General features: G+C 30.0%; 13 protein-coding genes. 1 reads left to right on the plus strand and 12 read right to left on the minus strand.

The window, feature by feature from the left end:
• Position 1: 1 nt before the first annotated feature.
• The 11 genes from RMO53_RS03875 to RMO53_RS03925 all read right to left on the minus strand — a co-directional run bounded on the left by RMO53_RS03875 (position 2) and on the right by RMO53_RS03925 (position 7,615).
• Positions 2-1,786 carry an AAA family ATPase gene (locus RMO53_RS03875; RefSeq protein ID WP_310378210.1) on the minus strand — a complete coding sequence of 595 codons (1,785 nt, stop codon included), beginning with the start codon at positions 1,784-1,786 and terminating at the stop codon, positions 2-4.
• A 3-nt stretch (positions 1,787-1,789) separates the two neighbouring features.
• Positions 1,790-2,011: a hypothetical protein gene (locus RMO53_RS03880; protein WP_310378212.1), complete on the minus strand. Its 222-nt coding sequence runs from the start codon at positions 2,009-2,011 to the stop codon at positions 1,790-1,792.
• A 4-nt stretch (positions 2,012-2,015) separates the two neighbouring features.
• On the minus strand, positions 2,016-2,231 hold the full coding sequence (locus tag RMO53_RS03885) for a KTSC domain-containing protein (RefSeq protein WP_310378214.1): 216 nt from the start codon (positions 2,229-2,231) through the stop codon (positions 2,016-2,018).
• A 1-nt stretch (position 2,232) separates the two neighbouring features.
• Positions 2,233-2,790: a hypothetical protein gene (locus RMO53_RS03890; RefSeq protein WP_310378216.1), complete on the minus strand. Its 558-nt coding sequence runs from the start codon at positions 2,788-2,790 to the stop codon at positions 2,233-2,235.
• Positions 2,791-2,822: 32 nt separating this feature from the next.
• Positions 2,823-3,179, minus strand: a complete 357-nt coding sequence (locus RMO53_RS03895) for a DUF4359 domain-containing protein (RefSeq protein WP_310378218.1) — start codon at positions 3,177-3,179, stop codon at positions 2,823-2,825.
• A gap of 79 nt (positions 3,180-3,258) precedes the next feature.
• Positions 3,259-3,819 carry a zinc-ribbon domain-containing protein gene (locus RMO53_RS03900; protein WP_310378220.1) on the minus strand — a complete coding sequence of 187 codons (561 nt, stop codon included), beginning with the start codon at positions 3,817-3,819 and terminating at the stop codon, positions 3,259-3,261.
• Positions 3,820-4,200: 381 nt separating this feature from the next.
• Positions 4,201-4,503: a hypothetical protein gene (locus RMO53_RS03905; protein ID WP_310378222.1), complete on the minus strand. Its 303-nt coding sequence runs from the start codon at positions 4,501-4,503 to the stop codon at positions 4,201-4,203.
• Positions 4,504-4,581: 78 nt separating this feature from the next.
• Positions 4,582-4,791, minus strand: a complete 210-nt coding sequence (locus RMO53_RS03910) for a KTSC domain-containing protein (RefSeq protein WP_310378224.1) — start codon at positions 4,789-4,791, stop codon at positions 4,582-4,584.
• Between the two features lie 188 nt (positions 4,792-4,979).
• Positions 4,980-5,648, minus strand: a complete 669-nt coding sequence (locus RMO53_RS03915) for a response regulator (protein ID WP_310378226.1) — start codon at positions 5,646-5,648, stop codon at positions 4,980-4,982.
• An 11-nt stretch (positions 5,649-5,659) separates the two neighbouring features.
• Entirely contained in the window at positions 5,660-7,129 is a 1,470-nt protein-coding gene (locus RMO53_RS03920) for an ATP-binding protein (RefSeq protein WP_310378228.1), read from the minus strand.
• A gap of 315 nt (positions 7,130-7,444) precedes the next feature.
• The gene (locus tag RMO53_RS03925) at positions 7,445-7,615 is read right to left on the minus strand and encodes a hypothetical protein (RefSeq protein WP_310378229.1); all 171 of its coding nucleotides are present in this window, start codon (positions 7,613-7,615) and stop codon (positions 7,445-7,447) included.
• Between the two features lie 346 nt (positions 7,616-7,961).
• Between RMO53_RS03925 and RMO53_RS03930 the strand changes: the two genes are divergently transcribed.
• Positions 7,962-8,831, plus strand: coding sequence for a hypothetical protein (locus RMO53_RS03930; protein WP_310378231.1), 870 nt, complete (start codon positions 7,962-7,964; stop codon positions 8,829-8,831).
• 267 nt (positions 8,832-9,098) lie between these two features.
• On the opposite strand, the gene rplT is transcribed toward RMO53_RS03930, so the two are convergent.
• Positions 9,099-9,406 (minus strand): 50S ribosomal protein L20 (gene rplT / locus RMO53_RS03935; protein ID WP_310378233.1); only part of this gene is annotated, 308 nt, incomplete at its 5' end.

Below are 9,406 nucleotides of genomic sequence, written 5' to 3' on the forward strand. Positions count from 1 at the left end.
ATTACTCGCTGTATATTTCTAAGATTTTTTGCTTAAATGTTTCTGATAATATAAAATCGTCATTAATAACAAAACTTATAGCTTTATATGCTTTACCACTGGATACTTTTTCAGTCATTCCTAATTCTTCTTCAATATCATTTATTAATATATGCGTTCTACCAATAGAATTGTCAATACATTCCTCAATTATATTAGTTGATATATCAGCACTAGCCCATCCGTTAGAATCTTTATTAGCTTGATGATCTTTATCATAAACTGCTGAATATTTTATTTTAAATTTATTTAGTAAATTAATATATAGTGGAATGTTACTTTTACTTCCACAGTCAATTATGGTAAAATCGTACCTAAAAGTACCTAGTGATTTAGCAATCATAGGTATAATTGTTTTATCTGTTTGACCTTCAACAAGAATTACCTTTTTTGCAAAGAATAGTTCACTCCTTTCAGGATTAATCCAATAACTTAAATTGAATTTTTTCTTATCATCGACGTCAGTAAAAACGTCATTTATATATTGTAAAATTTTTGTTCCATCAACTATATTTTCTTTTTTAACTATACAAATAGATTTATGAAATTCTAAATCTAAAAAAGAACTTGAATGTGTACATAAAATCACTTGACTTTCATCTCTAGACAAATTTACTAAAGAAGAAAATAATTCTTTTTGTGCTTGTGGATGTAAAAATAATTCGGGTTCTTCAAATATAAAATAAGTAGATCTTGAAGCTCTTCGAGTTGAGCCTTCAGAAACTTCGTCGTTATTTAATTCTGCTCTATCTTGTTTTATTACTTTTGACCACGCCTTAATTAAAGCAAAAATTAAAGCTCTTTGTAATCCATGTCCTTTTCGCGAAATATCAGTTTTAATTCCATCATCGATTGAAACATTTGCTCCAACTCTAAAAATATCATCAACATTTGGTGGAGAAATTTGAATATCAATTTTTGTATCCCAACTTAATAATTCATCATCTAATAAAGTTTCTAAGGTTGTCAAATCTGTTGGTCTTGAGGTATTTAATTCTCCATCAATATTTGTTTTATTAAGAATCTTTGTCAATGCTATAATTTTCTCTTTAGCTTCAATAAATTGTGGATTATTTTCAGATATTTTATTTATAACTCTAGAATAAAGTTGACCAAAAAGAGAATTTCCATTTGGCTTTAATTCATCGGAAGCATTTTTTACTGAAGGAATAAAAAACAAATCCCCAAAACTTCCTTTAGCAACATTTTTTAACCCTAAAAAATTTGTTTTCTCAAGTTTATAGTTGAATTCCAAATTTGCAATATTTTCCTTAATGTATTCGCTTTGAGCAAATTTGAATTGCTCAATTGTTATTGCTCCTTTTTCAGGCAAGAATGAAGATAGAGGTAAAGTTTCCGCAATCTCTCTCTTTTTTAATTCAGAAATTTTAGATTCTTTTAGCCAATCTTCATTAGGTTCTTCAATATATCCATTATATATGAATGTTCCGTTTTTTGTTGCCGTTTTTCTAACTCTTATTTTATTATCCGATGAAACATATTTTTTAAAAGTAGTATTTTCTGCTTCTGATAATTCTCCAAATTCAATTTCTACCCATAATTCAATCCAATCACCATTAAAATCTAAATTTTGATGATTAATCTCTCCAAAAAAAAACAGAATAGAACTTAATACATTTGATTTTCCATGATTATTTTGACCAATGAATATCATTAAATCTTCAAAAAAAACATTTTCACTAACTATTGATCTCCAATTAGAAATCTTTAAATTATTTATTTTCATTTATTAATCATATTTAAATTTTACATAAGAATTAATATAACTATTCAAACCTGAACCACTTCGTGCTAAAGACTTCATGTTATCAACGTGATTTTTTCCTGCTTTTCCTTGATAACTGTATTGGTAAGTTTTTGAATTTCCAGTAAATTTGACCCTAATATAGTCATTTCCTATTTCATAACCAGATACTCCTGAATTTCCACTTGAGTTTCTATATCTTTCCATAAAATTAAAGCTTTATTGTTCTGTATCTACTGTTATTTCTTATGTTGGCTGAAAAATATGTTCCGTGTGAATTTGCATTCATTAAATCTTCATAAACATCTAAGGGTACATTTAGATATTGATAAACTCCACCGTGATTAAATTCTATCTCTAGAATGTTATTTATTTCATCATAACCGATTGATGCTAAATTTGATGATCTTACTGTTTCTCTTTCCATTTTATTTATTTTTTATTTCGTCAATTTTACTTTTTGCTTCTTCAAAATATTGTTCAATTTGATTTACATTATCAATAAATACAGAACTATCGGAACCATATTTCTCCAATTTTAAATACCAAGTTGATTTGCCTTTACTAATATAATATCCAACTTGGAAACCATCTACCGTTGTAAATTTATTTTCAAGATAATCAGGATTAGTTGCTAAATCTTTTTCGACATCAGTTTTTAATGGCTGAATCGCTTTTATAACTTCAATCAAATCATTATATTCAATCGATGCAGTTGGATTACTATATTGACCAGTTTTTACTATTTGGTAGAAATAGGTAGATAAAGATCCAGAACTTATTTTCCTTATTCTTGTTTCAATTAATTTGCCATAGGATTGTTTTATTCCAGATAAATTAAAATCAACAAACTTCATAATTGTGCCTGTTTTTGATGCAAATGCATCCATTTTTGTTTTTTCTTTTTCAATTTCTTTTTTTGCATCTTGGGCAAATGAACTTGAAAAAATAAAAAAAGATAGAATTATAATGATATAATTTTTCATTGTTTAGGATTTTTTAATTAGTTGAATACTCATTATTTTTTATTAAAAGCATCTTCTATTTTATTAGAAAGAAAAACGTTCCCTAAAAGACCATAGCCAATTGATTTTTCTTGACCTTCATATGTGAATTTTGTAATAGAGAAAAGAATATAATTATCACAACTAACCCCATTTTCAACCATTGTATTAATTAGAGTAGTTCCTAATAAACTTCCTAAGGCTTCAAAACCATTGCTTGAAGTAGTTTCATTTTCTTTCAATTGTTTTTGGTATAAAGATGTAATTGTAGATTTTACTTTTTCTTTATGTGCAGCTTGATTTGGATTTGTAAAAATTGCTATTATTAAAATAATAACCACTGTAATTAAGACTATTTGTTTTGTTTTCATAATTTATTTTATTTGATTAAATTTTAGATAAATGTTTGATACTTATATGTTGATTTAGAGAGTTCAAATAAATTAATATTTAGTTATAAGAGGTAATAATGTCGTCTGATTTCATATAAAAACAGGAAGGATCATAATCGTCCCAACAACACTGATATTCTGGCCCGTTTCCGTAATCAGAAGTATTTACATCATTTGGTTTTCCTCTTAAATATAATAGCATGTCATAATTCATTCCTATCCATATTTTTTTATTAGCGATTCTTTCACAATCTTCTCTTGACCATTCTGGATGCTTTTTTTGTATTTTACCCGCTTTAGTTTTTTTAAAATTTGCTTCCTCAATTTCAGCTATTTTATTTAGACTATCTTGTAGTTTTTTTTCTGCAACAGTATCTATGATTGGTTCTGGGTATAGAGTTTCAGTAGTTGAATTTGTATTTTCAGAACCAGTTTTATTGCAAGTATTAACTAAAACAGCTATGAAAATGACTATCACAATAAACATTAAACACCCTTTTGAAGTTTGATTCTTTTTTATTTTTATTTTTTCCAAATCAACAGGAGCGCCACATTTCGGGCAATTTTTTGCTTCATCACTAATTTTAGTATTACATTCGGAACAATTTACTAAAGCCATAATTTTTGTTTTTTAATTAATAATCCCCCAAACCTACAACCCTTAAAAATCGTTATTTTACGGTTTTCCTCATTTCGGGTATTTTTTTTAATCTATTAAGGTTCAATTCCTCGAAACTCTACTCCGATTTGTTTTTTGCCACAGATTACACTGATTAACACAGATTTTTGTTTGTAAATTTGTGTTGACTTCTTCAATGCCAATTGAGCTGTGCCTAGAGGTAGTTTATTAAATCTCATTTTATAAAAGCTACTTACTCTTCCAGATTTTAAAAAACAAATAAACCACGCAAATAAAACCAAATGCCATGACTGCTATTTGTAGTATAAATAATATTTCAATAGTCAGATAAAATTGCTTCACGGGTAGATTTTTAAATAATTAATTGTTTAAGGCATGTATTAATTTCATCTGGATTTTTAATTTTCTATTTAACTGTTTCTGGTTCAGTAATTGTTTGCTTTGGGCTTGGTTTAATTTATTGTTTAAATCTTCGAATTTTGCTTTCATATAAGGGTATTTACCAGATGAATTAGTGTCTCCTTTTAAGGATTTTTTGTAATGCTTGATGTACTCTTTGATATAATTTGAATAATCATTTAGGCATTCGTCCCATTTGTTTGTGGGTTTGCTGGTGATGTTCTCTGAATCATTTACTTTAATTGTGTTTTGATTTTTTTTCAATATTGGATTTTTTTTTCTCAAAATTAAAAGTAACAGAAATGACTTCCTTACGGGAAACCATAAAGCAGTAAAAAAAAATTAAAACACATTAAAATGATATTGGCAATGCACAAAATCAAAATAATGCACTTCAATATCTTTAGCTTTCATAAGTGCTACATATTCATTTAAAGGCACGCCCAAATAGTGATGGATTGTTTGAAGTTTAAACTCTATTTCGAGTATTTCGTTTACTTCGTCATATCCTACCGAAACTATGTTGGGTTCGCATACTTGGTAACGTTTCATGTTGGTGCTTTTCTAATTGATTTTTTTTCAAACTTAAACCCAATAAAAAACTATTCCTTACGGGAAACCGTAAAGGGGATAATTATTTTTGAAAAAGTTAAAAAGTGAAGGTTTTTCAGAACTGTTTTTTGATACAATTCCGAAGAAAAAAAGTGGAATGACTCGAATTGTTAGTAGAAATTTTTTGGTTACACTAACCCTAAATCTTTTGCTATTGCTATAAGATGTACGTTATTGCTGGCTTTGAAGTATATTTTGAGTTTATTAATACGTTTTTCGAGACTACTATTACCATTGGGGATTATTCCTGATGTATTGAATTGTGATGCGATTTCCTCAATTGTTAATCCTTTGGACAAAAGTTTCAAAAGCGAAATATCATAGGCTTCGATTTCTAACAGTGAACGATCTCTTAAAGCATGAGATAGTTCTGGAGAAAGGATTTTTTCGTCATTGCTAAAAACGCTTTGAATGGCTTTTTTGAGTTCTGGAATACTGTTTCTCCCTTTAGAAACATAGGCATTGATTCCTAAATTATTAAAAAGGGATTTTATTCTAAAGGATTTATCTTCGATAGAAAAAATTATGGTTTTGATGTTGGGTTGCACTTTTTTTACAGCTTCTATGAGTTCATCGCCTGACTTCAACTTGTTTTCTCGATGGTCTTCTTTGAATGACAAATCGCTAATTAGTAAATCATAAGGTGAATTATCATGGAGTGCTCTTTTTATTTTTAGAAAAGCATCATCACAGTATTTAGCATAATGAATTTCGGAAATAGAAAGTTCTTCTAGTGCTTGAACCACAGCAATACTGATGGTGTCTAAATCTTCGGCTACTAAAACTTTATTAAACATAAAAACTACAATTATATTGGAAATAAGAAACTTGTTTTGAATCCTTTGTTAGATTTAGTATCAAAAGTAATTGTTCCTTTTATAGCCAGAATACGGTTTTCCACATTTTGGAGTCCATTTTTCAAATTTATTTTCTCGAATGCTGCTCCAATCCCGTTATCACTGTAATCTATTTGTAGTTTGGCATCGTTTTTTTTGAAAGTAATCACGACCAAACTGCATTTACTGTGTTTTTTCATGTTGACTAATAACTCTTGCAAAACCCTGTAAACAGCAATTTTTTTATTACTCTCGATTATATCCCAATTTACAGCATCTAATCCGTTGATTAAGATATTGACTGAATTTGTGTTAAAACCAGACATCATTTCTTTTAGCGTGGGAACAAATTGTGTTCCAGTATCAATAGCGCTATTTTCTCTTGAAATGTTTCGTGTTCTGGAATAAATAATATCTAGATTGGTGAGTAAAACCTCTTTGTTTTGGTTTGAAGATAAATCTTGAGTTTCGGCAAAAGCCATAGTATGAAAGACATCGTTTGCAAGTTCGTCGTGCAATTTTTTTGCAATTCGGGTTTCGGTATCATACGAGGCTTTGATTTTTTCTCTTTTGCTTTGAGCTATTAAAAAATAAGCGATAAATACAGTTGTTCCAATACTAATTACTATTAGAATTAAAAGGAGTAGATTTCTATTTTTTTGTTTTTCTAATTGAAGTGCATTTTCTGCTTTTTGAGCTTTTAGTTTTAGGTTTTCGTCTTTTTCTTTCTTGGAATCATACTTTATTTTGGCAAACTGATTTTTGGCTTTTTGCCTCACTTTGTTTATGCTGTCGTTGAGGTTGAGATGCATTACAGAAAATTTTTTGGATTCATTCCCTGTACTAGTTTTTATTAATAAAGCCAACGACTTCAATCGGTCGTCAACATTGTTTACTTTAGTTGCCTTTTGATAAGCTAGTTTGGCGTAATTATGAGCTAGATTTGGGTTGCTTTTTTCGTAAAATTCCGAAAAGTGATTATAACTTGCAGTCATTCCGAAATCGTCCTTTATCTTTTTTCGAATAGTTGTTGATTGATTTAGATAGTCAAGGCTTTTTAGATTTCCTACTTTGAAACAGGCATAACCCAAATTATCTAGTATTCTTGCCTGATTTTCGGGGTTTTCTTGCACCTCTTTTTCGAGTGTTAACGGCAGTAGAATTTGTATGGCATGCGGGTAGTCTTTCTTGTCTAAATAGACAACCGCTATATTATTTTTGAGAATTGCTTTTTGCAAGTTATCTACCGCTAGATTAAGGGCTTGATTATAATAGTAAATGGAATTTTCAAAATCAAAAAGATTTTTGTAGTTGATGCCCAATGTGTTGTAAACGGCAACTTTGTAATAGGAATTGGTGGTTTTTTGAAAAAAAGATACTGCTTCGGTTGCACTGGTCTCACTATCAGAATAATTGCCTTGCATTTGCTGAATTATAGCCATTTTTAATACTGAATAAATTATCTTTTCATTATCAGATGTTGTAGTACAAGCTAATTTAGATTTGTTATAATAGTAGTAGGCACTATCATAGGTTTGCTTTTCAAAATGTTTTTCTGCAAGTGAAAAATAGTGTTGGTATTCAGGATTGATTTTGGGTTTGGGAATATCAGCTGCTTCTTTTTTGCAGGAACATATCCCAAAAAGAAGGATTAAGAATAAATTAAAAATCGGGAAATGAAATTTTTTAAATATAATTCCCCGAAAATACAGAAATTTATTAAATTTAAATACAAATTTAATTATGATTTTGTATTATTATTTTGGTGGAGGAACTGGAGTTTGACCACTTTGTCCACCACTGGAATCCGCATTTACGGTAACTTGGGATTTGTTTTTGGATGCAGCATAGTCCGCTTCATCATTGCTACAAGAAATCATCGCTACACTTGCCACGACATACATCGATACTAAAATTGCTTTTTTCATTTTTTTTGAAATTAAAAATTAGACATAAGTTGGGCTGTTCGATACTTAAATCGAATCCTAGCCTGAGCATAAAACCATTAACAACGGAATGCTCTTTTGCTTTTTTTGGGAAGTGAAGTGTACTGAAACAGAATGGCAGGATTTATACTTCCCGAATAAACGTACCATGCTGTTTAGCAACACTTTTTTAGAAGTAGTTTTGTACATTTGTCTTGATTGCAGGTCAAGGCAAGAACTAATTCTGAAGCAAAGGAATAGGGTTTTTGAGCGACGATTGACTTCGGATTCCAATCATTCCGATGATTCCGAACAATTCTAAATCATTCCGATTAATTCCATAAATAGTATGAATAGAAATTCAATTGAAGATTACAAAAAGGATATCAAGGCTAAATATGAAGAAGCAAAAACAGGAGAGTTTTCAGGATTTTTGTTGAAACCTTCTCCCGCTGAATTGAAAAATTTATGTTTACTATTGTTTGATAAAGGAATTAGTAAACAGGATCAAGAAATATTAGATATTTTTTTTGAACTTGATGATAAGTCCAGTAAGCGAAAACAGATGGAACATTTTAATGTGGATAAATTAAAACCGGTAGGTAATTTTCTGAGGGTAAAAACGGAAAATACCAGAACTGTAAGTCTTGATTTAATAGCGTTTTTGGTAGATTTCAATCCAAGACCATACAAGAAATTTATTGGAGGAAACAAAGAGGAATTGACAGATGCTGTTGAAGTAAATGAGATTTTACGAAAAGATGAATGGGTTGAGAATGAAAATAAAAAAGAGGTAGCATTTTTCGAACAATTTAAAAAGAAGAGTGTTTCAAAGCGAATAGCTTTTGCGGTGATGCCATTATTAGTTTTTGGTGCTGCGGGTTATGGTGTCAAAAACATTTTTTTTCCGAATAAGAATTGTATGTTTTGGAATAAAACCCATTATGATGCAGTGGTATGCGATAAAGGTAATGATACCCTCGAAGTTTACCCTTTCAATCAAGAGGTATTGGATAATTTCAAAAAAATAAAGGTTTCTGATACGACTACTTTTTTTAAAAATGGGGATACAGACCATCCTTTAGTTTGGTATGGAAAAGCACCTGATAAAAAAGAATATGAATATTTTAATCAACCAGGATTGCATCCCGAAACTGGAAAAACATTGAAGCCTGTATCAAAATATATTATCGAGAAATACATCCTTAAAAATGATTAATAGTTTGTATCTCGATTGCGCTCGATAGGACAAAAAGTATTATTAGATAAGTTGATTTAATCACCAACTGATATAAATTAGCCCCGATAGCAATGAAAATCCCACGTCATTGCGAGGCACGAAGCAATCCCGTGGATTGCAATGAATAGCGGGACGACTGTTGTGATAAATCGAAAATGTTGTGCTCCTAAAAACAAAAAACCCAATTCGCCGTGGAGAACTGGGTTTCTATATAAGTAAGTAATTTAAATTGAGTTGATAAAACGTTTATTTTACTTTATGAAGTATTGCTTTGAAAGCTACTGGGTGGTTCATGGCTAAATCGGCAAGAACTTTACGGTTCAATTCGATGTTATTAGCTTTGCATTTCCCAATGAATTGTGAATAAGACATTCCTTCTAATCTGGCTCCAGCGTTGATACGTTGAATCCACAAAGCGCGGAAATTTCTTTTGTTCACTTTTCTATCACGGTAAGCGTAGCACATTGCTTTCTCAACCGCATTTTTCGCAACTGTCCAAACGTTTTTACGACGACCAAAGAAACCTTTGGCTTGCTTCATTATCTTTTTTCTTC

It is taken from the genome of Flavobacterium sp. (genome assembly GCF_031409475.1).
GTDB lineage: Bacteria > Bacteroidota > Bacteroidia > Flavobacteriales > Flavobacteriaceae > Flavobacterium.

Excerpts from the sequence above, each read along its gene's own strand:
- RMO53_RS03875 (WP_310378210.1), bottom strand. The coding sequence starts at position 1,786 with ATGAAAATAAATAATTTAAAGATTTCTAATTGGAGATCAATAGTTAGT.
- RMO53_RS03880 (WP_310378212.1), bottom strand. The coding sequence starts at position 2,011 with ATGGAAAGATATAGAAACTCAAGTGGAAATTCAGGAGTATCTGGTTAT.
- RMO53_RS03885 (WP_310378214.1), bottom strand. The coding sequence starts at position 2,231 with ATGGAAAGAGAAACAGTAAGATCATCAAATTTAGCATCAATCGGTTAT.
- RMO53_RS03890 (WP_310378216.1), bottom strand. The coding sequence starts at position 2,790 with ATGAAAAATTATATCATTATAATTCTATCTTTTTTTATTTTTTCAAGT.
- RMO53_RS03895 (WP_310378218.1), bottom strand. The coding sequence starts at position 3,179 with ATGAAAACAAAACAAATAGTCTTAATTACAGTGGTTATTATTTTAATA.
- RMO53_RS03900 (WP_310378220.1), bottom strand. The coding sequence starts at position 3,819 with ATGGCTTTAGTAAATTGTTCCGAATGTAATACTAAAATTAGTGATGAA.
- RMO53_RS03910 (WP_310378224.1), bottom strand. The coding sequence starts at position 4,791 with ATGAAACGTTACCAAGTATGCGAACCCAACATAGTTTCGGTAGGATAT.
- RMO53_RS03915 (WP_310378226.1), bottom strand. The coding sequence starts at position 5,648 with ATGTTTAATAAAGTTTTAGTAGCCGAAGATTTAGACACCATCAGTATT.
- RMO53_RS03920 (WP_310378228.1), bottom strand. The coding sequence starts at position 7,129 with ATGGCTATAATTCAGCAAATGCAAGGCAATTATTCTGATAGTGAGACC.
- RMO53_RS03925 (WP_310378229.1), bottom strand. The coding sequence starts at position 7,615 with ATGAAAAAAGCAATTTTAGTATCGATGTATGTCGTGGCAAGTGTAGCG.
- RMO53_RS03930 (WP_310378231.1), top strand. The coding sequence starts at position 7,962 with ATGAATAGAAATTCAATTGAAGATTACAAAAAGGATATCAAGGCTAAA.